At 56.7% G+C, this 21,731-nt stretch carries 28 protein-coding genes and 1 tRNA gene; 16 read left to right on the forward strand and 13 right to left on the reverse strand.

Annotation, left to right across the window (positions count from 1 at the left end; genetic code table 11):
* Nucleotides 1–6 precede the first annotated feature (6 nt).
* The 5 genes from hydD to GQS_RS02445 are packed head-to-tail and all read left to right on the forward strand — an operon-like array spanning nucleotide 7 to nucleotide 3,196.
* On the forward strand, nucleotides 7–798 hold the full coding sequence (hydD, locus tag GQS_RS02425; RefSeq protein ID WP_014012080.1) for an NADPH-dependent hydrogenase/sulfhydrogenase 1 subunit delta: 792 nt from the start codon (nucleotides 7–9) through the stop codon (nucleotides 796–798).
* Complete coding sequence (gene hydA / locus GQS_RS02430) at nucleotides 795–2,084, forward strand: NADPH-dependent hydrogenase/sulfhydrogenase 1 subunit alpha (RefSeq protein ID WP_014012081.1); 1,290 nt, start codon at nucleotides 795–797, stop codon at nucleotides 2,082–2,084. Before hydD ends, hydA begins: the two co-directional genes overlap by 4 nt.
* Before the next feature lie 48 nt (nucleotides 2,085–2,132).
* Nucleotides 2,133–2,348: a hypothetical protein gene (locus tag GQS_RS02435; protein WP_014012082.1), complete on the forward strand. Its 216-nt coding sequence runs from the start codon at nucleotides 2,133–2,135 to the stop codon at nucleotides 2,346–2,348.
* Entirely contained in the window at nucleotides 2,311–2,742 is a 432-nt protein-coding gene (locus GQS_RS02440) for a type II toxin-antitoxin system VapC family toxin (protein WP_014012083.1), read from the forward strand. The genes GQS_RS02435 and GQS_RS02440 overlap by 38 nt, the downstream gene beginning before the upstream one ends.
* Nucleotides 2,743–2,746: 4 nt before the next feature.
* On the forward strand, nucleotides 2,747–3,196 hold the full coding sequence (locus GQS_RS02445) for a hydrogenase maturation protease (protein ID WP_014012084.1): 450 nt from the start codon (nucleotides 2,747–2,749) through the stop codon (nucleotides 3,194–3,196).
* Nucleotides 3,197–3,231: 35 nt separating this feature from the next.
* Here GQS_RS02445 and GQS_RS02450 read toward each other — a convergent pair whose 3' ends face one another.
* From GQS_RS02450 to lonB, 3 genes are all read right to left on the reverse strand, one after another.
* Nucleotides 3,232–4,566 carry a SufD family Fe-S cluster assembly protein gene (locus tag GQS_RS02450; protein ID WP_014012085.1) on the reverse strand — a complete coding sequence of 445 codons (1,335 nt, stop codon included), beginning with the start codon at nucleotides 4,564–4,566 and terminating at the stop codon, nucleotides 3,232–3,234.
* Nucleotides 4,563–5,303, reverse strand: coding sequence for a Fe-S cluster assembly ATPase SufC (sufC, locus tag GQS_RS02455; RefSeq protein WP_014012086.1), 741 nt, complete (start codon nucleotides 5,301–5,303; stop codon nucleotides 4,563–4,565). The genes GQS_RS02450 and sufC overlap by 4 nt, the downstream gene beginning before the upstream one ends.
* Before the next feature lie 127 nt (nucleotides 5,304–5,430).
* Complete coding sequence (lonB, locus tag GQS_RS02460; protein ID WP_014012087.1) at nucleotides 5,431–7,335, reverse strand: ATP-dependent protease LonB; 1,905 nt, start codon at nucleotides 7,333–7,335, stop codon at nucleotides 5,431–5,433.
* A 117-nt stretch (nucleotides 7,336–7,452) separates the two neighbouring features.
* Here lonB and GQS_RS02465 point away from each other — a divergent pair, with 117 nt between their 5' ends.
* The 7 genes from GQS_RS02465 (at nucleotide 7,453) to GQS_RS02495 (ending at nucleotide 11,326) form a co-directional block, all read left to right on the forward strand.
* Nucleotides 7,453–8,256, forward strand: coding sequence for a DUF2666 family protein (locus GQS_RS02465; protein ID WP_014012088.1), 804 nt, complete (start codon nucleotides 7,453–7,455; stop codon nucleotides 8,254–8,256).
* Between the two features lie 95 nt (nucleotides 8,257–8,351).
* Nucleotides 8,352–8,735 carry a RidA family protein gene (locus tag GQS_RS02470; protein ID WP_014012089.1) on the forward strand — a complete coding sequence of 128 codons (384 nt, stop codon included), beginning with the start codon at nucleotides 8,352–8,354 and terminating at the stop codon, nucleotides 8,733–8,735.
* 35 nt (nucleotides 8,736–8,770) lie between these two features.
* Nucleotides 8,771–9,142, forward strand: a complete 372-nt coding sequence (locus GQS_RS02475; protein ID WP_014012090.1) for a Mov34/MPN/PAD-1 family protein — start codon at nucleotides 8,771–8,773, stop codon at nucleotides 9,140–9,142.
* Nucleotides 9,143–9,223: 81 nt separating this feature from the next.
* Nucleotides 9,224–9,601, forward strand: coding sequence for a helix-turn-helix transcriptional regulator (locus GQS_RS02480; RefSeq protein WP_014012091.1), 378 nt, complete (start codon nucleotides 9,224–9,226; stop codon nucleotides 9,599–9,601).
* Nucleotide 9,602: 1 nt separating this feature from the next.
* A complete protein-coding gene (locus tag GQS_RS02485; RefSeq protein WP_014012092.1) occupies nucleotides 9,603–9,917 on the forward strand; it encodes a MazG nucleotide pyrophosphohydrolase domain-containing protein in 315 nt (104 codons plus the stop codon).
* 157 nt (nucleotides 9,918–10,074) lie between these two features.
* Nucleotides 10,075–10,527, forward strand: coding sequence for an Lrp/AsnC family transcriptional regulator (locus GQS_RS02490; RefSeq protein ID WP_014012093.1), 453 nt, complete (start codon nucleotides 10,075–10,077; stop codon nucleotides 10,525–10,527).
* Between the two features lie 79 nt (nucleotides 10,528–10,606).
* Nucleotides 10,607–11,326, forward strand: coding sequence for a DUF92 domain-containing protein (locus GQS_RS02495; RefSeq protein WP_014012094.1), 720 nt, complete (start codon nucleotides 10,607–10,609; stop codon nucleotides 11,324–11,326).
* A gap of 132 nt (nucleotides 11,327–11,458) precedes the next feature.
* Here the strand turns inward: GQS_RS02495 and GQS_RS02500 are convergent, their stop codons facing one another.
* The 9 genes from GQS_RS02500 to GQS_RS02540 all read right to left on the reverse strand — a co-directional run bounded on the left by GQS_RS02500 (nucleotide 11,459) and on the right by GQS_RS02540 (nucleotide 17,783).
* On the reverse strand, nucleotides 11,459–12,514 hold the full coding sequence (locus GQS_RS02500) for an SPOUT family RNA methylase (RefSeq protein ID WP_014012095.1): 1,056 nt from the start codon (nucleotides 12,512–12,514) through the stop codon (nucleotides 11,459–11,461).
* A gap of 86 nt (nucleotides 12,515–12,600) precedes the next feature.
* The gene (locus GQS_RS02505; RefSeq protein WP_014012096.1) at nucleotides 12,601–13,203 is read right to left on the reverse strand and encodes a 30S ribosomal protein S3ae; all 603 of its coding nucleotides are present in this window, start codon (nucleotides 13,201–13,203) and stop codon (nucleotides 12,601–12,603) included.
* Nucleotides 13,204–13,218: 15 nt separating this feature from the next.
* Nucleotides 13,219–13,479 carry a KEOPS complex subunit Pcc1 gene (locus tag GQS_RS02510; RefSeq protein ID WP_014012097.1) on the reverse strand — a complete coding sequence of 87 codons (261 nt, stop codon included), beginning with the start codon at nucleotides 13,477–13,479 and terminating at the stop codon, nucleotides 13,219–13,221.
* Nucleotides 13,469–14,896 carry a DHHA1 domain-containing protein gene (locus GQS_RS02515; protein WP_014012098.1) on the reverse strand — a complete coding sequence of 476 codons (1,428 nt, stop codon included), beginning with the start codon at nucleotides 14,894–14,896 and terminating at the stop codon, nucleotides 13,469–13,471. The genes GQS_RS02510 and GQS_RS02515 overlap by 11 nt, the downstream gene beginning before the upstream one ends.
* Before the next feature lie 40 nt (nucleotides 14,897–14,936).
* Nucleotides 14,937–15,392, reverse strand: coding sequence for a 30S ribosomal protein S15 (locus GQS_RS02520; RefSeq protein ID WP_014012099.1), 456 nt, complete (start codon nucleotides 15,390–15,392; stop codon nucleotides 14,937–14,939).
* Nucleotides 15,361–16,374, reverse strand: coding sequence for an LAGLIDADG family homing endonuclease (locus GQS_RS02525; protein ID WP_048056621.1), 1,014 nt, complete (start codon nucleotides 16,372–16,374; stop codon nucleotides 15,361–15,363). Before GQS_RS02525 ends, GQS_RS02520 begins: the two co-directional genes overlap by 32 nt.
* A gap of 126 nt (nucleotides 16,375–16,500) precedes the next feature.
* A tRNA-Met gene (locus tag GQS_RS02530) sits at nucleotides 16,501–16,578 on the reverse strand.
* A gap of 89 nt (nucleotides 16,579–16,667) precedes the next feature.
* Nucleotides 16,668–17,375 carry a hypothetical protein gene (locus GQS_RS02535; RefSeq protein WP_014012101.1) on the reverse strand — a complete coding sequence of 236 codons (708 nt, stop codon included), beginning with the start codon at nucleotides 17,373–17,375 and terminating at the stop codon, nucleotides 16,668–16,670.
* Nucleotides 17,376–17,387: 12 nt separating this feature from the next.
* Complete coding sequence (locus tag GQS_RS02540; RefSeq protein ID WP_014012102.1) at nucleotides 17,388–17,783, reverse strand: hypothetical protein; 396 nt, start codon at nucleotides 17,781–17,783, stop codon at nucleotides 17,388–17,390.
* Between the two features lie 197 nt (nucleotides 17,784–17,980).
* On the opposite strand from GQS_RS02540, the gene GQS_RS02545 reads away from it, so the two are divergent.
* From GQS_RS02545 to GQS_RS02555, 3 genes are read left to right on the forward strand one after another with little or no spacing between them, the layout of a single operon-like run.
* The gene (locus tag GQS_RS02545; RefSeq protein ID WP_014012103.1) at nucleotides 17,981–19,141 is read left to right on the forward strand and encodes an aconitase X catalytic domain-containing protein; all 1,161 of its coding nucleotides are present in this window, start codon (nucleotides 17,981–17,983) and stop codon (nucleotides 19,139–19,141) included.
* A 10-nt stretch (nucleotides 19,142–19,151) separates the two neighbouring features.
* Nucleotides 19,152–19,553: a DUF126 domain-containing protein gene (locus GQS_RS02550; RefSeq protein ID WP_014012104.1), complete on the forward strand. Its 402-nt coding sequence runs from the start codon at nucleotides 19,152–19,154 to the stop codon at nucleotides 19,551–19,553.
* Between the two features lie 40 nt (nucleotides 19,554–19,593).
* The gene (locus GQS_RS02555; protein WP_014012105.1) at nucleotides 19,594–20,871 is read left to right on the forward strand and encodes a site-2 protease family protein; all 1,278 of its coding nucleotides are present in this window, start codon (nucleotides 19,594–19,596) and stop codon (nucleotides 20,869–20,871) included.
* On the opposite strand, the gene GQS_RS02560 is transcribed toward GQS_RS02555, so the two are convergent.
* Nucleotides 20,861–21,292: an HTH domain-containing protein gene (locus GQS_RS02560; protein WP_014012106.1), complete on the reverse strand. Its 432-nt coding sequence runs from the start codon at nucleotides 21,290–21,292 to the stop codon at nucleotides 20,861–20,863. The genes GQS_RS02555 and GQS_RS02560 overlap by 11 nt on opposite strands.
* Before the next feature lie 258 nt (nucleotides 21,293–21,550).
* Between GQS_RS02560 and GQS_RS10815 the strand changes: the two genes are divergently transcribed.
* Nucleotides 21,551–21,724, forward strand: a complete 174-nt coding sequence (locus GQS_RS10815) for a class III signal peptide-containing protein (RefSeq protein ID WP_014012107.1) — start codon at nucleotides 21,551–21,553, stop codon at nucleotides 21,722–21,724.
* Nucleotides 21,725–21,731: the final 7 nt, after the last annotated feature.

Below are 21,731 nucleotides of genomic sequence, written 5' to 3' on the forward strand. Positions count from 1 at the left end.
GTGGGGATGGAAGGAAAGGTCAGAATTGGGTTTTACGCTCTCACCTCATGCTACGGCTGTCAGCTCCAGCTGGCCATGATGGACGAGCTCCTTCAGCTGTTACCAAAGGCGGAAATCGTCTGCTGGTTCATGGTCGAGAGGGACAGCTACGAGGACGAGCCGGTGGACATAGCCTTCATCGAGGGGAGCGTTTCCACCGAGGAGGAGGTCGAGCTCGTCAAGAAGATACGCGAGAACGCGAAGATAGTGGTTGCCGTTGGCTCCTGTGCAGTCCACGGAGGCGTGCAGAGCTGGGAGAAGGACAAGAGCCTCGAAGAGCTCTGGAAGACCGTCTACGGCGACGGGAAGGTCAAGTTCGAGCCGAAGATGGCCGAGCCGGTGGAGAACTACATCAAGGTTGATTACCGCATCTACGGCTGCCCGCCGGAGAAGAAGGACTTCCTCTACGCCCTCGGCACCTTCCTCGTCGGCTCGTGGCCGGAGGACATAGACTACCCTGTCTGCGTCGAGTGCAGGCTGAAGGGACACCCGTGCGTACTCATAGAGAAGGGCGAGCCGTGCCTTGGACCAATAACGAGGGCCGGCTGTGACGCAAGGTGCCCAGGATTCGGAGTGGCATGCATCGGCTGCAGGGGAGCGATAGGCTACGATGTAGCGTGGTTCGACTCACTCGCCAGGACGTTCAAGGAGAAGGGAATCAGCAAGGAGGAAATACTCCAGCGCATGAAGATTTTCAACGCCCACAACCCGAAGCTCGAGGAGATGGTTGAGAAGATATTCCAGGAGGTGGAAGAATGAAGAACCTCTACCTTCCCATCACCGTTGATCACATAGCGCGCGTTGAGGGCAAGGGCGGCGTCGAGATAGTCGTCGGAGACGATGGCGTCAAGGAGGTCAGGCTCAACATCATAGAGGGCCCGAGGTTCTTCGAGGCCATAACCCTCGGTAAGAAGCTCGATGAGGCCCTGGCAGTCTACCCGAGGATATGCTCATTCTGTTCGGCTGCCCACAAGCTTACCGCGGTTGAAGCCGCTGAGAAGGCGATAGGCTTCACCCCGCGCGAGGAAATCCAGGCCCTCAGAGAGGTCCTCTACATCGGCGACATGATAGAGAGCCACGCCCTCCACCTCTACCTCCTTGTCCTCCCGGACTACCTCGGCTACTCCAACCCGCTCAAGATGGTGAACGAGTACAAGAAGGAGATAGGCATCGCCCTCGACCTAAAGAACCTCGGAAGCTGGATGATGGACGAACTCGGAGCGAGGGCGATACACCAGGAGAACGTCGTCCTCGGAGGCTTCGGCAAGCTGCCCGACAAGGCCACCCTCGAAACCATGAAGAAGCGCCTCAGCGAAGCACTTCCGAAGGCGGAGTACACCTTCGAGCTGTTCTCCAAGCTTGAGCAGTACGAGGAGGTCGAGGGGCCGATAATCCACGTGGCGGTAAAGCCGAGGGGAGATGTCTACGGCATCTACGGCGACTACATCAAGGTGAGCGACGGCTTCGAGTTCCCGGTCGAGGACTACAAGAAGCACATCGTCGAGAAGGTCGTCGAGCACAGCTTCGCCAAGCACAGCTTCTACAAGGGCGAGAAGCCCTTCATGGTCGGTGCGCTTCCAAGGCTGGTCAACAACGCGGAGACACTCTACGGAAGGGCCAGAGAGCTCTACGAGAGCCACAAGGACCTGCTCAGGCCGACCAACCCCTTCGCGAACAACCTCGCCCAGGCGCTTGAGCTGGTCTACTTTATCGAGCGCGGCATAGACCTCATAGACGAGGCCCTCGCCAAGTGGCCGATAGCGCCGAAGGACAGGGTTGAGGTGAAAGACGGCTTCGGCGTCAGCACCACCGAGGCCCCGCGCGGAATCGTCACCTACGCCCTCGAGGTCAAGGACGGAAGGGTTGCCTACGCGGACATCATAACTCCAACGGCCTACAACTTCGCCATGATGGAAGTCCACGTCAGGATGATGGCGGAGAAGCACTACAACGACGATCCGGAGAGGCTCAAGTACCTCACCGAGATGGTCGTTCGCGCCTACGACCCGTGCATCTCCTGTTCAGTGCACGTGGCGAGGCTCTGATTTCTCAACTTTTTTAAAGTGCAGGAACGAGGTAGTTATGGTGAGGGTATGGGTAAGGTAACGATTCAGGTTGAGGTTCCAGATGAATACATGGATTCGTTTAAGAAACACGTTGAGGAAATGGCCAGGTTTCTCCGCAACAAGGAGCGACTGAAGGAGAACATGGAGAAAGTGAAAGGAATCCTCAAGACGGACAAATCCTGGAAGGAACTTAAGGAGGAGTACTATGAGGCACACGTTGGTAGACACCTCCGTCATAGTTGAGTACCTTAAAGGCAACCCGAAAGCCATTAGCTCCATCTCAAAGCTTCTCAATGAGAATAATGTGCTCTTCATTAATCCCGCAGTTTTCAGTGAAGTTATCTACGTGATGATGGGGCATTACTCAGGGAAGGCCCCCAGAACGATTAAGGGGAATCCCAAAAGGTTACCAAGAGAACTCGATATAGTTTTTCAGATTCTCTCGGACTATGCCTTTGTGGAAATCACCCGGGAAACAACTGAAATCGCTAAAGAACTCATCCAAAAGTACGCCATGCTCCCCAACGATGCACTGATTCTCGCGACCTGCATAGAGCACGGTTTTGCACTGGCGACCCTCGATGACGACTTTTTCGGCCCCGCGAAGGTGGAAGGTGTTGAAATTGTAACGGGGTGAGAGCTTGAGAACTCTAATCCTTGCACTCGGCAACGAGCTGATGAAGGACGATGGAATCGGGCTGAAGGCCGGCAGAATACTCGCGGAGAAGGGGTACAACGTCCTCGACGTTGGCACGGACATATTCATGCTCTCCGCCCATTACAAAGGGGAGGAGCGGTTGATAATCATGGATGCCATACTGAGCGAGAAGTTCCGGCCGGGCGAGATAATTCACCTGAGCGGCGAGGAGGTCTTCAAAAAGCTGAAGGCCGAGATAAGGAGCGCACACTTTATGGGGGCGATAGACGGGCTCAAACTCCTGATGGCGATGGACGAACGCCTCGCCAAGGCAGATATACACTTCATCGGCGTCGTGGCCAAGGAGATAGACCTCGGGATGGAGCTCACCGAGGAAGTTGAAAGGGCCCTGCCGAGGGTCGTCGAGCTGGTTGAGGAACTATGCGAAGAATGAATTAAATAATTGAAGAATTAAAGAACCACAGGGGCTCACATGCCCCCACTCACTGCCAGCTCGATTATCTTCCTTATCTCGACGAGGAACTCCATCGGTATGTCCTTGAGCATCGGTTCGAGGAAGCCCTTGACGATTAGCTGGGTCGCCTTCTCCTCGCTCAGACCGCGCGACATCAGGTAGAACAGCTCCTCCTCGCGTATCTTTCCTATGGCGGCCTCATGGCTGAGCTCGGCATCGTCGACCTTGCTGACGAGTCCGGGGTAGGTCTCCATCGTGGCACTGTCGCTCATCAGCAGTGCATCGCAGCTTATGTGTCCCTTCGTCTTCGGCGCCTCCGCCCGTATGATACCGCGGGTTATGACGGTGCTCTCGTCCATTATGACTGATTTGCTGGCGTTTATTCCAGCGGCGCCCCTGCCCCGAAGGTACATCTCGCCGCCGAGGTCAACGTACCAGTCTTTCTGGCCAAGGATTATGCCGTTCAGCTCGACGTAGCCGTTCTCGTCCACCCAGTACTTGGGGTTGGCCACGTTGCTCTTACCCGTTCCCAGACCAACGGTGGTGTTGATGAAGCGGGCCCCCTTTCCGATTCTCGCCCGGGTCATCGGCCTTGTGTGAACGTACTCCGGCCAGTTCTGGAGGACGGTGAGCTGGGCCCTAGCGCCGTCGTGGATGTAGGCCTCGGTCATGTCGAGGTGGAGGGAGTGTTTGAGCAAAACCGGCGCGGTGCAACCCTCGATGAGGTGGAACTCCGTGTTCTTCTCGGCGATTATGATTATGTGCGGCGCCTGGGCCAGCGCGCTCTCCTGGATGAGGAAGAACAGGTGCAGCGGGAACGGAACTTTGAGACCCTCCTTGACGTAGAGGAAGATTCCACCGTTCCACACCGCGGTGTGGTAGGCGGTCATTTTGCTCTCGTCCGCCCGGAACATCTGGAGGAAGTGCTTCTTAACGACGTCCGGGTACCTCTTGACCGCCTCTTCCATGGGCAGGACTATGAGGCCCTTCTTCTCCCATTCCTTGAGGAACTCGTTGTAGATGACCCCGGTGTCTGTCTGAACCGCCAGGCCGGCTATGTACTTCTGCTCGACCTCGCTTATGCCGAGCCTGTCGAGGAGCGCCTTCATCTCCGGGGGCAGGTCGTCGAGGCTCTCGATGTTCTCGGGAACGCCTGCTATCTCGGGCTTGGCGATGAACTTAAGCAGCTCCTCCTCGCTTATGACCGGGTCGTTGTGGGGTGCCCTCTCAAAGGCCTCCAGGGCCTTGTACCTTATCCTCGTCATCCACTCTGGTTCCCTGTTCCTCTCCGCCAGGTTCTCTATCTCCTGGGCGATTATCTCCTTGGCCTCCTGAACGGTTATCGTCATTCTCCCACCTCCTCGAATATCCTGCCGAAGCCCTCGCTCTCTATCCTGTCAACGAGCTCTCCAGAACCGGTCTTCACAATCCTGCCGTCCTTCATCACGTGAACCCTGAGCTTCTCCCTATCTAGGTGTCCGAGTATCCTGCCGTAGTGGGTGATGAGAAGTATGGCCGTTCCCTTCTGGTGGAGCTCCTCTATCTTCCGGCTTATGACGCTCAGGGAGTCAACGTCGACGCCGCTGTCGGGCTCGTCGAGGATGAGAAGCTTCGGCTCTATGAGGAGCGCCTGGAGGAGCTCAAGCCGCTTTCTCTCGCCGCCTGAGAAGCCAACGTTAACGTAGCGGTGGAGATCCTCCTCCCTGAACCACAGCTCCTCCGCCTTTTTGACTATCCTGTCGTAGGCCTCCACGGGATCAACGCCCTTCGTCTCAACCAGAACCTGCTGAAGGAACTCGATGATCCTAACGCCCTCGACCTCGTGGGGGTGCTGGAAGGCCAGCATTATTCCCCTCTTGGCCCTCTCGTCGGGCCCAAGGCTGGTTATATCCTCCCCGTCGAAGAGTATCCTTCCGCCCTCCACGGAGTACCTTGGATGACCCGCTATTGTGAGGGCCAGCGTTGATTTCCCTGAGCCGTTCGGTCCCATGACGACGTGAAACTCACCTGGATTCACCTCAAGGGTGAGGCCTTTGAGTATGGCCCTGCCCTCTACCGAGACGTGAAGGTTCTCAACTTTGAGCATTAGCTCACCTCCGTGGGTAACGTGGATGGGACGTTTTTTAAGCATTTCTGGACATGAATGGGAACCACGAACCGAAATGTGGCGACCAGGAGAAGCCGCAAACGACGGAAGAAAAGGGAAGGAAAGTTCAAAGGGAAAGCGGAAGGGCTTCCCTTATGCGCCTGAGAAGCTCATCCTTCCTCTCGTTGTCCACGAGGGCGATCTCGAGGACCTGGTCGATGGTCTCGACCGGGAATATCTGTATCTTATCCGCCTTGTCCTTGCTGAGGAAGACGTCCTTCTCGTTGGCCTTGGGGATTATGACGGTCTTTATGCCGGCCTCGATTGCGGCCTCTATCTTCGGCGTGGCACCCCCTATCGGGAGCACCTCACCGAGGACGCTGAGCGAGCCCGTCATGGCAACGTCCTGCCTTATCGGTATCTCCTCCAGCGCGGATATAACCGCGGTGGCCACGCTTATGCTCGCCGAGTCGCCCTCGACACCCTCGTAGGTCTGGAGGAACTGGACGTGTATATCGTAGCGGCTTATGTCCTCACCCTTGTAGCGCTTGATTATCGCCGAGACGTTCTGCACGGCTTCCTTTGCTATCTCACCCAGCTTTCCTGTGACGATAATCTTGCCCTCCTCCTTGCTGGCGGCGGGGGGGACGACCGCCTCTATCGGCAGGACTATACCGCTCTGCTCGCCTATGACGGCGAGACCGTTCACGCGGCCGATTCCCTTGCCCTCCGCCTTGATGACCTGGTACTCCTTCTTCCTCTCGATGTACCAGTCTGCGAGCTGCTTCTCGAGCGGCTTTGCCATCCTGACGGCCTCTATCACGTCCTCCCTCTCGACGTGCTTTTTGCCTTTCTTTATGGCTATGTCGCCCGCGGCCCTAACGATACCGCCGAGGTCGCGGAGGCGGAGGGTGAGGTGTCCCTTTCTGCCGGCCCGCTTCTGGGCCTCCCTGACTATCTCCTCAACGGCCTCCCTGGTGAAGTGGGGTATCTTTCCGTCGCGGATTACCTCCTGTGCGACGAACTGGACGAGCTTCTTCCTGTTCTCCAGGGTGTCCGGCATCGTCGTGCGCATGTAAACCTCGTAGCCGTAGCCCCTTATACGGGAGCGCAATGCCGGGTGCATCTTGTCAACGGTGTCGAGGTTTCCGGCCGCAACGAGGACGAAGTCGCACGGGACCGGCTCGGTCCTGACCATCGCACCGCTCGACATCTCGCTTTGGCCGGTTATCGGGAACCTCTTCTCCTGCATCGCGGTGAGGAGGCTCTGCTGCATCTTGAGGCTCAGGGTCGCCACCTCGTCTATGAACAGGACTCCCTTATGGGCACGGTGTATCATTCCCGGCTCCACCCTCTCGTGGGCGGGCGTTCCGAGGCCGCCGGACTGGAACGGGTCGTGCCTGACGTCGCCGAGGAGCGCGCCCGCGTGCGCGCCTGTGGCGTCGATGAACGGTGCCTTGTTCCTGCCGCAGTTGTCCACGAGAAGCTTCGGGACGAGAACGGAGCCCTTGAGGCGCATGTTTGAGAGCGCCATTATGGTGAGGATAACGACGAAGAGACCCATCAGGAGCGTCGTCGAGTTGAAGTCTATGAAAAGGGCGAGCATGACGGTGAACATAACGAACAGAAGGATGTACGATTTTATATTCTCCTGGCCCTTGGCCTTCTCCCGGTACTTCTCGACTATCCGTCTTCCCTGGCAGGCGGGAACGGTCTTTATCTTGGGCATGTTCTCGTCTTCCGGGTTCGGGAAGACCAGTATGTCTTCGAGGTTCTCCGTCGGGAGAAGCTCCGCCATGGCCTGACCGAGCATGGACTTGCCGGTTCCAGGTTCTCCGATTAAAAGAACGTGCCTCTTCTGGTTTGCCGCGGTTCTGATGACCTCAACGGCATGCTCCTGGCCGATGACCTGGTCTATTAGCTTCTCCGGAACCTTGATCTCCTCTGTGGTGCTGAAATCCACGCCCAGCTCCAGGCTCTCGCCGTACTCCCTGGGGGCCAGGGCCTCTTCAATCTTTTCTTTGTCCCCCATTTTTCTTCCCTCTTTCGTTCTCTCAACTCTGAATGCTCGGGGCGATTTATAACTTTTTTGAGGCACCTGAGAAAAAGCTAAAATAGTGCATAGAATCCATAATGAATGGTGAAAGCGATGAGGGTAGAGGATCAGATAGTGTTTACGGCGCATCACGGGAACTGGAAGGTGGCGGACAGGCTCCTCGATATGAACGATGAGAAGGTGGCTCACTTCATAGCGAGCATCGCCAACACGGTCAACGCGAAGATACCGGAGTACCTCACGGAGGTCATGAACGTCGCGGGAATAGCGAGCCTCGCCGAGGAGCTGGCACAGAAGAACCTGAGCGATGCCGTTGTGGCGCTCAAGTCGCCCGGAACCGCGAGGAAGCTGGGTCAGCTCGTCTTCGAGGACGACAAGAAGCTCAGGAAGCACCTCGTTGACGTCGCCAAGGCACTCCTCGTCAGGGAGGTTCTCTCCAAGAAAGTCCCCGTGGACTACCCCGAAGAGCAGCTGAGCGAGGTCAGGATAGTCTTCCCGTACAACGAGGACCACGTCAACTTCACGGCGTTCCACCTCAGCGCGGAGCACGGCAAGTGGAGAGCTGTTAGGAGGCTCATAATCGATGACAAGACGCCGATGGCAGACGTCGCAAGGCTCCTCGCAAGCATAAACGAGAGCATAACCCTGAAGCTCCCCGTCTACGCCGGCATCGACGTGGACGGGATAGACGCATGGTTCGGGGAGTTCAAGAAGGTTAAAAAGGCCGAGATTCCGGCGGTCGTTGAGAAGTACATGCACTTCCCGGCCGAGAACTACGCCCCCAGGCCGTTCGTTGAGCATGCCCGTGTTTACGCCCTGAGGAAGGCCCTGGAGAAGATAGGCCTGCCGCTCGACGTTCCGGCCAAGAGCCTTGAGAAGTACCTGGAGAAGAAGTGAACCCGAGGAGAGTGATGAAGCCGAGGACACCCGAGCGGTGCCCCAGCCGCGATGAGGAGTCTTCGCTTCGCTGATTCATTTTGGGGTGTGGGAGAATGGAAAAGGAAACCGTCTTTACCGAGAGGGCCCCCAGGCCGATAGGCCCCTACAGCCAGGGGATCATCGCGGAAGGAAGGCTCCTCTTCGTCTCAGGACAGATACCGATAAACCCCGAAACCGGGGAACTTGTGGAGGGAGACATAGAGGAGCAGGCCAGGGTGGCCATTGAGAACCTCCTGGCGGTGGTCGAGGCCGCCGGGGGAAGCGCCGAGAACGTGGTGAAGGTCACGGTTTACATCAGGAACATGGGCGACTACGCCAGGTTCAACGAGGTTTACAACCGCTACTTCTCCAGCTCCAAGCCCGCCAGGGCGGTTGTTGAGGTCTCAAACCTGCCCAAGGGCGTGGCGGTCGAGATAGAGGCCGTCGCCGTCCTCTGAGTTTTTCCTATTTTCATGGACAAGAAGGTGAAAGCATGGACGTCGTGAGAATACGGAGGGAACTGCTCGAATACCTGCTGGAGCTGGCGCGAGAGTTCTACCCAAACGAGTTCGCCGGTTTCCTGAGGGAGAAAGCTGGGGTCTTCGAGGAGGTTCTAATAGCCCCCAACCCGCACTTCGGCACGAGTTCGGCTTTCTTCGACACCTGGATGCTGCCCTACGACGAGAGCATAAAGGGAACCGTCCACTCACACCCCGGCCCGAGCGCCTGGCCCTCACAGGCGGACCTCCACTTCTTCTCGAAGTTCGGGGGCGTTCACCTGATAATAGCGTATCCCTTCACGGAAGACGCCGTTAGGGCATACTCAAGCAGCGGCGAGCGCATCAGGATGGAGATAGTGGACTAAAGCCACCGCTCAAGAAACCGACGCCTGTTCATATGAAAATTCTTAAAAAGGTGGGCCGCACTAAGAGTTTTGGTGTTGGACATGAAGGTGCGTGACGTCCTAGACAAGCTGGACGAGAAGCAGAAGAGGACAGTAATGCAGTGTTCTGAGACATGCAGCATGCCAGACCTCGACAGGGAAGTGGACATCCACATCGATGACGAGATGATAAGGTTCCTCAAGGCGATATCCAACCCCCTGAGGTTCAGGATACTCAAGCTCCTGAGGGACAACTGGATGTGCGTGTGCCTGATCTCCAAGATACTCGAGCAGGACCAGACCCTGATAAGCCACCACCTCCGCACCCTAAAGACCCTGAACCTGATAGACGAGCGCAAGGAGGGCAAGATGCACTTCTACAGAATCAACAGAGATGTGCTCGAGGAATACCTTGCAAAGGTCCGCGAGGGGCTGGTGTGACGTGAACGAGCACCAGGAAAAAGTTGACATACTCGTCAGGGAGTTCGGCGGCTACTGGGGCCCCTTTGAGATGCTCGCGGCGCTGGTGGAGGAGGTCGGGGAGCTGGCTGACGAGCTTCTGAAGGTCGAGGGCGTCAAAGGCACGGGGGAGAAGGAAGGTCTGGAGGAGGAAATCGGCGACGTGGTCTTTGCACTCGCCTGCATCGCGAACCACTACGGCATCGACCTCCTCAACGCGCTGGAGAAAAGCGTGAACAAGTACCGGGTCAGGGACAAGAATCGATGGGGAGAACCCGATGAGGACATTGAGGGATAAAGATCTTCCACTGTAACAACTGGTTCCACCGTATAACCGGGTTTTAGGGCGATTGGGTGCCCATAGAGTGACCGGAGGGTTAGAAATAATCCAACTTATAGAAACATTTTTATAATCGAATGACCAACCAGGACTAAAAACACTGGGGGGTGAAGAGATGGCCGATAAAATAAACGGAATCGACATCCGCATTTTAAAGCTCCTCTCAAAGAACGCCCGCCTTACCTATAAGGAGCTCGCTGAGATTCTCGGCACCACCAGGCAGAGGATATCAAGGAGAATGGACCGCCTTGAGAGGAACGGCGTCATAAAGAAGTACACCGTCATACCCGACTACGATGCCCTCGGCTACGTCCACGTGATCCTCAGAATAACCCTCAAGCCGTCGGTCAACATCGACGAGATAATCCCCATCCTGGTCGAGGACGAGAACATCAAGATCATCCAGCGCGCCATTGGCTCCCACAGCCTGGTCGTCCACATAGTTGGGCCGAAGGACATGAAGGAGGAGCTCGAGAGAATCATCGCAGAGGTCTCCAGGAAGATACCCGGAATCGACAAGCTCGACATAACCTTCGTGACCGAGACCGTCAAGTTCGAGGTTCTCTGATTTCCTTTACTTCCTTCGTCAACCGCCGAGAGAAAGAATAATAAACGCCCCGCAGCACTTCTTCACCAAGGTGGCAACGATGCTCGAAAGAATCGCCGTGGACGTGGCAGTGGTCGCTGGGCTGGGCCTCGGCTCGTACCGGTTCAAGGCCCTCGACGCAAAGGGTGCCGCAGCGGCGGCGGCGCTGGGGCTTGTCGTCATAGAGCTCGGCGGGATTTATCCGTTCCTGGCCATGGTGGCCTTCGTTGTCATCGGCGTTCTTGCAACTAAATACAGGTTTATGGAGAAGGTCAAACTCGGCACGGCCCAGAGCAGAAACGGAGTCCGGAGCTGGGGCAACGTCCTCGGAAACGGACTCGCTGCCGCCATCTTTCTCGCCTTCGAGTACCTGTCCCAGAGGGATGTTTTCTGGGCGGCCACGTTCGCGGCCATCGCAACAGCAAACGGGGATACCCTCGCCAGCGAGCTTGGAAAGGTCTTCGGAAGAAGCCCGAAACTGATAACCAACTTCAAACCCGCCAGACCCGGAACCAACGGCGCTGTATCATGGGCAGGCGAGCTCTTCGCCCTCGCAGGAGCGCTGGCGATAGCACCCTTTGCCCTCCCACTGACCTCGGACAAGGGCCTCATGCTCCTCGCGGTGACCCTCGGCGGTTTCATCGGGGTCAATCTGGACAGCCTAATAGGCGCCACCCTGGAGAACGAGGGCATCACCAACAACAACTCCACCAATTTCCTAGCCTCGCTCCTGGGCGGCTTCGTGGGCGCTGGCTTGTTCTACCTCCTCGGTGGAGCGTGAGATTTTAAAACCTCCACGGGGATCCTCCCCTGGCGGATGATGACTACGGCGGATTCCCGAGCGGTGAGGACGACCTTAGGGTCTGACGCCTCGCCAAAGCATAATTCGAGAATTGAAGAATTGAAGAAAAACTCAGGTTTTTTCCTCCCCTTTACCCGCGTATTCCTCGTAAACCTCCCAGAGGGACACGAGTGCCGCTGGAATGCCGTGCTCTGTGGCGAAGGTCATGTACGGGGCAAGGTCGATCACGTAATCCGCGAACCTGAAGAGGCCCCTCGGGATACCCTCACGGGAGCCGATGAACACCACGACCTCCTTTGCATGGAACATGTCGCGCGCAAGTTTCTCCCCAACCTGTGCTATGGTGGGACCCTTGGGATCCGTTATTATGAGGAGTCTTTTGTCCCTCTTTTTGTCGCGAACCACCTGGTAAAGGTCCCACACGCTGACGGGAACCTTCTCAACCTTCCAGGGATAGCTCTCACGCTGTATTCTGTGCCTGCTCTCCCGACCAACCCTGACCCCTTTGATGAACTCGGCCAGCTCAAGGGCGTCCATCTTCCCCTTCGGGGCTATTATGAGCTCCTTCACCTCGAAGGCCTGGGCGGCCCTTCCGATCTTCTCCCCGAAGGAGCGGCAGACCTTAAGGCCTCCCCAGTACGGCATCTGAACCACGGTGACCTTGCGGAAGAGCTCCCTTGCGTCCCTCTTGTCGGGAGTGAACTTCCTGAACTCTTCGCCCGGGAGAACCGAAACGTATGCCCTGTCCCCGATTATCTCGACCCGAACAACCTTGTCCGGCCAGCTGAGGTTCACGTCGGCGCCCGTGAGCTCGCGCACCTTTGCCCCGAGTTCCCTGTTGACGTCGATGCTTGAGAACCCATGCTTTCCGCGCCTCTTCGTCTTCACCGCGAAGGTCTCGTTTTCCCCTATGAGCGGGGCCACCTTCTCGGCGGTCTCAACGATCCTCTCGAGCTCGGCCGGAACCTCCGCGAGAACGGGAATGATCCTCTCGATCTCGGGAATACCGAGCATCACCTCGCCCGCGTTCTCGTCCTCAGCCTCCACGATGACGAGTCCGTAGTAGCCCATCGGGGAGATCCATATCTCCGCGTCCGGAAGTGCCTCCCTTATATAATTGGCCGCGACACCCTCCATACCCTTCTGGGTCTTCACGAGAAACTTCACACTCTCACCCCCAGAGAACACTCGCGGGGGTATTTAAAAGCATGTGGGCGCGGCAGAAGATCGGAGAATAGAGAATTGAGAGGCCATCAGGCCTCCGGCTCGGCGAGAACCTTGATCTTCCTGATCTCGGCCCTCTTGATCGGGTAGATCTTCCTGGCTTCCTTGGCCATCTCGGCGGCCATCTTGCCGCTGACGGCCTCAAGAACGAAGTCCTTGTAGTTAAGCTCCTCGGCCTTCTTGTAGATGATGTCCCTGATGATCTCCCTGATGGCCCTCTCCTGGCTGGTCTGAATCCTGCGGTAGGCGATGACCATGCCCATGACGCGGAGCTTGTAGCCGTCCTTGGTGGTGACGTTGTAGATGCCGTCAACGCGGGTTGTCCTCCTCCTGACGAGGCTCCTTATGTAGCTCCTCGAGAGGGTGTGGCCCTTGAACTTGGTGTAGGCGTTCTGGCCCTTGACGTCGTAGACCTGGAAGTAGAGCTTGACCTGGCCCTTGGTGAAGTCGCCGGTGAGGTCCTTGAGGGTGGTCTCGATGACCCTTCCTATGACCTTCTCCGGCTCGTCGGCCGGGGTAAGGCCTATCTCCTTGCTCCCGAAGAAGTCCGGAGCGTAAACTATATACCACTCCTTGCTCTTCCACTTATCCTTGGTAGCGGCAGCCTTCTTCCTTGGGTTAACTTTTGCCATCTTAACACCTCCACTTCACACCTTTTCGGTTACATCTTCGGCGATTTTGATTGAAAACACCAAATCGTCCAGCGCTTTGATGAGTGTTTCAATCTCACCCGAGTATTTAACCTTTGTTATGACGTCCCCATTTTCCCATCGGGTCAGCACATTTAAACTTTTCTTTAGGCCACCCGGAATGCTGGCGTTGTCCACCTCGAGGGACCGGGCTATGGCCTCCGCCCTCTTCGGATCGCCGTAGTGCCAGACCATCTCCACCCTGGCGTCAATCCTCACCGGATTTTCCCCCCACCTGCTTTCCAAGGGCCTCGTTGAAGAGCCTGATGAACTCCTCGATCCTGTCCCTCGGGAAGCGGATTCCTGCGGCTATCGCATGCCCTCCGCCCTCTCCGCCGAGCTTCTCCGCAACCTCGCGCAGTGCATCGCCGAGGTGGTAGCCCTTAGCCAGGGCCTTCTCGGTTGTCCTTGCGGAGCCCTTCACGAGGCTCTCATCCTCGTCGCTGTCGGCCAGCACCACGACCGGCTTCTCTGGGTCAACCAGCCCGGCGTTTATCGCTATGTTGGCGGCGATGCCGACGAGAGTGTCCCTGATGCTCCTGCCCGCGTAGAAGACGTAGGCGTGCTCTCCCTCATCCGCCATGCTCCAGTTCTGGATTATGAACTTCCTGGCCTCTATCTGTTCCCGCTTGTAATCGTCAAGCATCTTCCTGGCGCGCCTGTAGGCATCCTCGTCGCCGAGGCATATCGCAACTCCCAGCGTCCCGGCGTTCAGCCTGCCTGTGGCGTTGAGGAGCGTGGCGAACTCCCTTGCCTCGTGCCGGGGGTCGCCCTCCGGGTAGAGCGGGCTTACCACCACGTCCCCGATGAGCCTGTCTATGGCCTCCTTGGGGGCGCCGTGTTTGATGAGATGTATCACAAGTGCATCGTGGAGCTTCCGCTTCTCCTCCTCGCGGAGCTGCCAGTATTTCATGTCCGGATCGAAGCCCTTGGCGCGGAGCCACTCTATGGCCTTCCGCTCATCGCCGGTTACCTCGGGAATCTCCGGGTTGGTGGAGTAGGCCAGCATCTGGCGCAGAGGCCGGCTTTCGCGTCCGAAGAGGCGAAGCTCCTTCCGGATCTCCAGGATGCCGAGAGCCTTTCCATCCTCTATGATGTCCGTGTTCATGCCGTGGAACGTGCCGTCTATCTCCTGCATGTCGCCGACTGCACCGACGAGGGCGATATAGGCCAGATCACGGTTCTTCTCGTTCATCTCCCTGGCGACGAAGTAGGCAACGCCCGAGCCGCTGAGATCGCGGACGCTGTTGGCGCCGAAGGGGACTGGGTTAACGAGAACGTGGGACTCCGTGGAGAAGCTCTCCTTCTCGGGCGGGTGGTGGTCAGCAACAACGACCGTGGCGCCTTCAAGGTACTTCTCGATGAGACCCATCGAGCCGCTCCCCAGGTCGCTGAAGACGTATATCCTGTGCTTTTCAGCGGCCAGGTCCTTGATGAGTTCCTCGCTCACCTGTTTGACGATGCTGAGCTGGAAGGTTCCGCCCTCGCGCGCAACAGCCCTTGCCAGGATCGCCCCGGCGGTTATGCCGTCAGCGTCGCGGTGGGAGATTATGCGGATGGTGTGCCCTAACTCAATGTGCATCTTGATCAGTTCGGCGCCTTCCCTGGCCCGCTCCAAAAACGCCTCTCTATCCACGGCAGGTTCACCACCGCAGGTTTAAGAAGAAGGAAAGGGATCAGCGGACCAGGAGCTTGGCCTGCTCCGGATCGTAGCGCCACTTGGCCGGAAGCTTGCCGGTCCTGCGGTAGTACTTGACGAGGCGCCTGATCTTGCTCTCGGTGAGCTGGAGACCGCGCCTTGAGTGCTTGTCCTTCGGGTGCATCTCGAGGTGCTTCCTGAGCTTGACGGCCTTCCTGATGAGGGCCATGAGGTCCTCCGGGATGTTCGGCGCGAGGCCGTTCTCCTCAAGGATCTTGGTTATCTTCTTACCGGTGACGAGCTTGACGCTCGGTATTCCGTACTGGTCCCTGAGGATGGTTCCTATCATGGCAGCGCTGTAGCCTTCCTTCCTGAGCTTAACAACGAGCCCCTCAACCTCCTCCGCCGTGTACTCGACCCAGGTCGGCGGAGCGGTCCTCGGTGGCCTCTTAGAACCTGATTTACCCCTCTTTCTCGCGTGTATCCTTGCCATACCATACACCTCCCGGTGACGGCCAGCTCCCGCCAGCCGCCCCTTCGCGTTGGGAATTGAGGGTAGGTTTAAAAAGGTTTGCCCTCGGGACGTATCCCCTGCTTCCCTTCTCGTACTCCTCATGCCATAACCTTACGGCCTTCCTATTTGGGTAATGGAGTTTTAATTCAATCGCTCGCCTGAGTTTTGCTTCTTTTCTCCATGCAGTGAAACCAATCTCCCTGGCAAACCTCATGACGTCCTCAAAGCGAGAAATCCACAGGATAAACATATCAACGTTTGACGAGTACTCCTCACCGCGGATAACGACTCTATGCCCCTTCGAATACAGTTTGGATATTTTGGAGCCTATCCCGAGTACTCCCAACAGCTTTCCAACGAACTCCAAAACCACCAGATCAGAGTTGACCGCGGCAACCTGTACTGCAAAGGTCTTTCCGGCGGATATTGTCGGGAACCCCTCACTGTCAAAGAACCCCTTGAGGAATTCAACCGGATATTCGCCGGCCAGAGAAAGCAGCCTCTCCCGAGAACCACTCAGGAGCCGAAATAGGGCCTTATTGCTTCCTTCCACGTAAAATCTATCCACGCGGGTTGAGTCCCTTTCAAATCCCATCGTGGCCTTAATCCCGAGTTTGTCTAAAGCGTTGGCAAACGCCTCCGCAAATTCCCGGTCAATGACCTTAAGTTTAACCACGTACCGTCCGTTGTCCTTCATGTGGATGCTACCATCCCCCAAGTAAACACCGATTATGTAGGAAAGCTCGGAGGAGGGCTCCATGGAAATAGCTTTGATTCGGTTAAATGGACTATGCGTACCTTTAGACCACCGAATCACAGTTGCCTTTGATAGTCGGACATTGTATTCATCAGAAATCATTCTCACAATTCCCCCGTAGCTGTGTCCCTCAGAACGCAGTGCCTTCACACGTTCTACAATCTCACGAAGTTCATCAATATCCAGATCCTTAATTCGCCGCATGACTACCAATAGCAGTAACAACGGAACCATAAAAATATTTCGCTCTCCGATGAAAGGGATTCAAGAGCCCAATGACTGAAAAAGAACACTAGTAACCATACAAGGGCCAGCAATGCACAAAATAGTTGGTAGCGGGGGGAAGATTTGAACTTCCGACCTCCGGGTTATGAGCCCGGCGGGCACTCCTAGCTGCCCCACCCCGCTGCTCGACCCGTTAGTTAGTGAACCGTGGAGGGTTTATAAATTTTGCGGATGCTCCCCGAGGCAGGCAAAAATAAAAAGAGCGAACAGGATTACTCCTCCGGGGTGATGTGAATCACCATGTGGGCGTCGGGGTCCGTGTACTCGAACTCCACCGGGACGCCCCTGGACGTTACAAGCACCCGCCACTCCTTTCCGCTTCCGACCTGAATGCGGTACTTGAAGAGCTTCTCCTTCAGCCCGAGACCCATCAGGATCCTGTCCATCAGGGATGGGGAGTCTCCGACTATCTGGACGTTTCCGGAGTTAACGGCGACATTGCGAAGTAGCAGGGTGGGAAGGTTCGCTTTAATCGCCTCAAGCGCCTGCTCCTGACTGATACCATAGTACTTCTCCCAGAATGTTACTATGTCCATGCTCGTTCCATCCGCCAGGGTCACGGTTCCCGAGATCCTCCCCGTGTTGAGGTCAACGAGCGCATCTCCCTCCATGACCAGTGAACCGTTTATGTAAAACTCCTCGTGCTCCTGGACTCTGCCAGAGGTAAGATCCACGCTGCCCGTCGCCATCATTCTGCCGGTGTACAGAAACTGTTTCCTGATGCTCCTTGAATCTCCGTTATCAACTACATAGACCCGGTACTGGTTGAAGTTGACCTCACGGGTAAAACGGTACGTTTTCATGTTCTCCAGGGCTACCACAAGCGTCTTCTGTGCCGGCGGCTGGGAAAGGGCGTAGGCCGTGCTCAACACTCCCCCAAGGAGCACCAGCGCAACTATCGGGACCAGATACCTTCTCATATTCATCCCTCCTCAGTATCCCCCTCCCCCGATGAATTTGTAGTGCCACCTCATTGTAAGGGTGGAGCTCGGTCCGCCGTCGGCGTCGTCTAGGAACGGGTAGTAGAAGTTCGCCGTGAACGTGGCCGAAGAGTACGTCCTGTACATGGAATACCCCGCGGTGTTCGTGAGCTTCGCCGAGGCATAGTCGAGGTCGTATGTCCCGAGCACAATCACCGCAATATGTGAAGTTCCTGAGCCCGAGTACCAGGAGGTCGAGTAGGACTCCACCCTGCCCTTCATCTCGAAAGGATAGTAGTAGGGCCATTCACCGACCACCGTGTTGTCGTAGAACGTTGGGCCATTGTCTGATAACACAACGTCATAGGTGGGGCCCGCTATTGTTCCAGTTGCTGGGGTCGCACCCATCCCAAATAGCACTAAAAATAACAACACCACTGCACCCTTTCTTATAGCTCCCATCACAAGTCCCCCCTTAAAGTGGCATTAGTATTATCATCAAACATCAAATAACGGTTTCTGTTGGTCAATACCCATGTACTAACTTTCAAAAATGGAAGGGAGGGCTTATAAGAGTGGATGCCCTCCAGATAACAGGTGGTATCATGTACCTGACTAAAGAGGAGGAGCTGATTCTGGCGGGGGAGTACGGCTACGCCCTCCAGAAGGCGATGGAGATACTCGTCGCTCTCGGTGAAATTTACGGTGCCGATAGACTCATCCCGATAAAGAGCGCCCAGATTGCAGGCGTTTCCTACAAGAACATCGGCGATGCTGGGATGGAGTTCCTGAGGGACTTCACCGACGCCGGCGCAAAGGTCAGCGTCTACACGACCCTCAACCCCGCGGGCATAGGCGACGATGAATTCATGGAGAAACAGAGGGAAGTTCTCGAGCTCTACAGGAGGATGGGAATCGAGATCACCTCAACCTGCACCCCCTACTACGGCGCGAACCTTCCGAAGTTCGGCGACCACATAGCATGGAGCGAAAGCTCGGCCGTCAGCTTCGCCAACTCCATCCTGGGCGCAAGGACGAACAGAGAAGGCGGCCCCTCAAGCCTGGCCGCCGCTATAGTCGGCAAGACCCCCAACTACGGCCTCCACCTGGACGAGAACAGGAAAGCGACGGTGATTGTCAGCGTTAACGCGGAGGTGGAGACCTTCGTTGACTACGCGGCCCTCGGCTACCACCTGGGCAGGACGCTCGGCAACGATGTGCCCTACCTCAGGAGGCTGAAACCCGAGAGAACCGAGTTCCTCAAGGAGATGGGGGCGGCGATGGCAGCGAGCGGGTCGATAGCACTCTACCACGTGGAGGGCGAGACCCCAGAGTACCGCACCGCAATAGCGGAGGAACTTGAGACGATAACCGTTGAGGATTCCGATATTAGGGCCGTACGGGAGGAGTTCAGGGACGACTGGGCGGACATAGACATGATCCTCATCGGCTGTCCCCACGCGTCCCTCGGCGAGGTGAAGGAGATTGCGGAGCTCCTCAGGATGCGCGGGAGGCCCCTCAGGATACCCCTGTTCATCACGGCAAGCGGCGCTGTCAAGGCTTTGGCCGATGCCCTCGGCTACACGGAGATAATAGAGCGCTACAACGGGAGAATAATAGCGGACGTCTGCTTCGTTGTCTCCCCGATAAAGGGATGGTATTCGGGTATAGCAACCAACAGCGGAAAATCCGCGTTTTACTTCCGCTCATTCGGTTTCAAGGTCAGGCTTGACGATGCAGAGAACCTGATAAGGGAGGCGCCGTGAGGTGGCGGGAATGAAGCTCAGGGGAAGGAAGATAGTTGGGGGAAAGGCAGAGGGGGAGCTGATAGTTTCCAGGAAAGCCCTTTCGTTCCTCGGCGGCGTTGACCCCGAAACGGGCATCGTCACCGATGCGGAGAGCGACATAAGGGGGCAGAGCATAGCCGGGAAGATACTCGCGTTCCCCCGCGGGAAGGGCTCGACGGTCGGTTCCTACGTCATCTACGCCCTGAAAAAGAACGGGAAGGCACCGAAGGCAATAATCGTTGGTGAAGCGGAGACCATAGTCGCGACGGGTGCAATAATAGCCGGCATCCCCATGGTCGATGGCATCGACGTTTCGAGACTGAGGAGCGGGGAGCGAGTTAAGGTCGATGCGGACTCCGGGGAGGTGGAGGTTCCCGAACCCGGGGAGTAGGGTTTTTAACCCCTCCCGACTCTTTATTCTGGGAGGAAAAATGTCGAGGGGAATTTACGAGTGCGTCAGGTGCGGCCACAGGGAGGTCGTCGATTCCAGCGAGCCGGTTCTGGAGAAAAGCTGCCCCGCATGCGGCGGAGACATGGTTCTGGTGGGCTTTGAGGCAGGAATCCCCGGAGCCACGAACGAACCACCAGTCTCTTCGCGCGTTCCTATCCACACCGTTCATCCCGCGGCACTTCCGCCTGCCGTGGAGGCAAAGCTGAGTGAGTTCTACGTCATCGAGCCCCGCGGGGTCGAGGGCAACGTCTTCACATTTGAGGTCAGGGAGATTCTGGAGGGGGACTTTGAAAGGGTCCTGAGGGAGCTCGAGGAGCTCGGCTACTGGGCGGCCCTCAAGAGGCGCGGGGGGAAGGTTCTCCTCTACGTCTTCCCCGCCGGAGAGGTCAAGGAGGACAACCGCTGGCTCCCCTGGGTCTTCCTAATCGCGACGATATTCACCACGTTCCTCGCAGGGTACTGGCTCTCCCTGAGCTACATCTCCCTCCTCGACGAATACGGCCTGCCGGGGATAAGAAACCCCTACGTCAACGCGCTGGCATTTTCAATAAGCGTCATGGCGATACTCGGAACCCACGAGCTGGGTCACAAGATAGCTGCGGCATACCACGGCGTCCGCGCCACGATGCCCTACTTCATCCCGTTCCCCAGCATGCTCGGAACGATGGGCGCTGTGATAAGGGTGAAATCCCCCCTGCCAACGAGGGACGCCGCCATCGACCTCGGCGTGAGCGGCCCGATAGCGGGTTTTCTCGTTGCCATCCCCGTCAGCATAATAGGACTAAAGCTGTCGGTTCCGATTCCCATCAGCATGGTACCCCCAACGGAAGGGGGAATAACCTTCGGCGAGAACCTCTTTTTCATGTTCATAGAGAAGTACGTGGTGACGTTCCCTGAGACCAGCGGCGTGTTCCTCCATCCGATCGCCATAGCGGGATGGGTCGGAATACTGGTAACCTTCCTGAACCTCATCCCCGCTGCCCAGCTCGACGGGGGCCACATAGCGAGGGCGTTCCTGGGCGAGAGAACGCACCGCTACCTGACCACGGCCGTTGGGCTCGTGCTCATAGGCATGAGCTTCCTCTGGGTGGGATGGCTGATATGGGGAATCCTCGTCCTCATGATGGGGGCCATGGGCAACCCCGGCGCCCTTGACGAGGTGTCCCCGATATCGAAGAAGAGAATCGCCCTGGCGCTGGCGGCGCTGGTGCTCTTCATACTGTCAGCAACCCCTGCCCCGATAAGCGCTACCGGCTGATCCGTCCCTTCTTTTTCTCCTTAAGTATCTGCTCGATGTCGTAGTATATCGAGTCCCTCGAGACCCCGAACATCCTCGCTATTTCGGAGATGTTGAGGACGCGGGGGTTGTGGTTGAACGTCTCCAGAATTCTCGCCAGGAGCTCCCTGCGCTCCTTTATTGTGAACTCGTTGAGGGGCTTCTCAGAGGGGGGCGCGTTGTAGACCACGACCACGACGGCGTAGGTTCTCCTGGTCACGGGGGTTGTATATGTACCTACCTCGAAGTCAACGACCCTGGCGTTCTTCGGGAGGAGCCTGTTGATCTTGTCCATTGTCTTGCTTATGGCGTCTTCCTTGTTTTTTCCGTGGGCGTAGTCTGCAAGGATACCTTTTTTCATATCATCCCGGTCGTCCAGCAACATTGTTACCGTGAGGTTCATGAAAGCACCGAACGTGAGGTTTATTTTGGAGGAAACAATAGACCCCGGCAGGGGGGACAGCAGTTCCCTTGACTTTGATAGCATATTGTTTATACAATCTTCAATGCTCGATGATTCACATTGGACGCTTACCAACTCCACGAAACCACCCCTGCAGTTTCCGCAGTATTGTGGGGCATCTCCCTAAATTTGGGGAGAAAGCTATATAAGCTTTTTCGGTGCATTTATGTATGAAGTAATCCTTTGGAGGTGGATAACATGAAGAGGAAGGCCCAGGGTGCGATTGAGTACCTGTTTATGATCGCCGCTGCCCTGGTTATAGTTCTCATTGTCTGGAGGCAGCTCAAGAACAGGGGGCAGAGCGCTAGCGACATAGCTGACACTGCAGAGCAGCAGATAAGTGAGGAACTCAACAGTGAGATCGGTAGCTGAAGTTCTG

Source organism: Thermococcus sp. 4557 (assembly GCF_000221185.1).
Classification (GTDB): Archaea; Methanobacteriota_B; Thermococci; order Thermococcales; family Thermococcaceae; genus Thermococcus.

What these genes read in the sequence shown, in the direction of transcription:
- hydD (WP_014012080.1), top strand. Translation starts at nt 7, where the DNA reads ATGGAAGGAAAGGTCAGAATTGGGTTTTACGCTCTCACCTCATGCTAC.
- hydA (WP_014012081.1), top strand. Translation starts at nt 795, where the DNA reads ATGAAGAACCTCTACCTTCCCATCACCGTTGATCACATAGCGCGCGTT.
- GQS_RS02435 (WP_014012082.1), top strand. Translation starts at nt 2,133, where the DNA reads ATGGGTAAGGTAACGATTCAGGTTGAGGTTCCAGATGAATACATGGAT.
- GQS_RS02440 (WP_014012083.1), top strand. Translation starts at nt 2,311, where the DNA reads ATGAGGCACACGTTGGTAGACACCTCCGTCATAGTTGAGTACCTTAAA.
- GQS_RS02450 (WP_014012085.1), bottom strand. Translation starts at nt 4,566, where the DNA reads ATGACGATAACCGTTCAGGAGGCCAAGGAGATAATCGCCCAGGAGATA.
- sufC (WP_014012086.1), bottom strand. Translation starts at nt 5,303, where the DNA reads ATGCTCAAAGTTGAGAACCTTCACGTCTCGGTAGAGGGCAGGGCCATA.
- lonB (WP_014012087.1), bottom strand. Translation starts at nt 7,335, where the DNA reads ATGGGGGACAAAGAAAAGATTGAAGAGGCCCTGGCCCCCAGGGAGTAC.
- GQS_RS02465 (WP_014012088.1), top strand. Translation starts at nt 7,453, where the DNA reads ATGAGGGTAGAGGATCAGATAGTGTTTACGGCGCATCACGGGAACTGG.
- GQS_RS02470 (WP_014012089.1), top strand. Translation starts at nt 8,352, where the DNA reads ATGGAAAAGGAAACCGTCTTTACCGAGAGGGCCCCCAGGCCGATAGGC.
- GQS_RS02475 (WP_014012090.1), top strand. Translation starts at nt 8,771, where the DNA reads ATGGACGTCGTGAGAATACGGAGGGAACTGCTCGAATACCTGCTGGAG.
- GQS_RS02480 (WP_014012091.1), top strand. Translation starts at nt 9,224, where the DNA reads ATGAAGGTGCGTGACGTCCTAGACAAGCTGGACGAGAAGCAGAAGAGG.
- GQS_RS02490 (WP_014012093.1), top strand. Translation starts at nt 10,075, where the DNA reads ATGGCCGATAAAATAAACGGAATCGACATCCGCATTTTAAAGCTCCTC.
- GQS_RS02495 (WP_014012094.1), top strand. Translation starts at nt 10,607, where the DNA reads ATGCTCGAAAGAATCGCCGTGGACGTGGCAGTGGTCGCTGGGCTGGGC.
- GQS_RS02505 (WP_014012096.1), bottom strand. Translation starts at nt 13,203, where the DNA reads ATGGCAAAAGTTAACCCAAGGAAGAAGGCTGCCGCTACCAAGGATAAG.
- GQS_RS02520 (WP_014012099.1), bottom strand. Translation starts at nt 15,392, where the DNA reads ATGGCAAGGATACACGCGAGAAAGAGGGGTAAATCAGGTTCTAAGAGG.
- GQS_RS02525 (WP_048056621.1), bottom strand. Translation starts at nt 16,374, where the DNA reads ATGCGGCGAATTAAGGATCTGGATATTGATGAACTTCGTGAGATTGTA.
- GQS_RS02535 (WP_014012101.1), bottom strand. Translation starts at nt 17,375, where the DNA reads ATGAGAAGGTATCTGGTCCCGATAGTTGCGCTGGTGCTCCTTGGGGGA.
- GQS_RS02540 (WP_014012102.1), bottom strand. Translation starts at nt 17,783, where the DNA reads ATGGGTGCGACCCCAGCAACTGGAACAATAGCGGGCCCCACCTATGAC.
- GQS_RS02545 (WP_014012103.1), top strand. Translation starts at nt 17,981, where the DNA reads ATGTACCTGACTAAAGAGGAGGAGCTGATTCTGGCGGGGGAGTACGGC.
- GQS_RS02550 (WP_014012104.1), top strand. Translation starts at nt 19,152, where the DNA reads ATGAAGCTCAGGGGAAGGAAGATAGTTGGGGGAAAGGCAGAGGGGGAG.
- GQS_RS02555 (WP_014012105.1), top strand. Translation starts at nt 19,594, where the DNA reads ATGTCGAGGGGAATTTACGAGTGCGTCAGGTGCGGCCACAGGGAGGTC.
- GQS_RS02560 (WP_014012106.1), bottom strand. Translation starts at nt 21,292, where the DNA reads ATGAACCTCACGGTAACAATGTTGCTGGACGACCGGGATGATATGAAA.
- GQS_RS10815 (WP_014012107.1), top strand. Translation starts at nt 21,551, where the DNA reads ATGAAGAGGAAGGCCCAGGGTGCGATTGAGTACCTGTTTATGATCGCC.